Origin of the sequence: Streptomyces sp. XY431, from assembly GCF_001279805.1 — a bacterium.
GTDB classification, from domain to species: Bacteria; Actinomycetota; Actinomycetes; order Streptomycetales; family Streptomycetaceae; genus Kitasatospora; species Kitasatospora purpeofusca.
The window spans coordinates 1-222 of sequence record NZ_LGDO01000444.1 but is presented as its reverse complement, the minus strand read 5'-3'; the positions used below and the strand labels follow the sequence as shown (position 1 = coordinate 222).

1 protein-coding gene is annotated in these 222 nt (G+C 71.6%); it reads left to right on the top strand.

Annotation, left to right across the window (positions count from 1 at the left end):
• The coding region (locus ADK60_RS28245) for a hypothetical protein (RefSeq protein WP_159400625.1) at positions 1-222 on the top strand (222 nt) is incomplete at both ends.

Here is a 222-nt window from a genome sequence, read left to right as displayed (position 1 = left end):
GTTTCGCGGGTTGGCTGGTGCGGGTGGTCGAGCGGGTTGTCGCTGAGCCGTTGACGCGGTTGTCGGCGGTGGATCTGCTGGGTGCGGACGAGCGCCGGCTGGTGGTGGAGGAGTGGAGCGGGTCGGCGGTCGAGGTCGAGCCGTGGACGTTGCCGGGGTTGTTCGCGGAGCAGGTGGCGCGGACGCCGGATGCGGTGGCGGTGGTGTCGGAGGGTGTCGAGC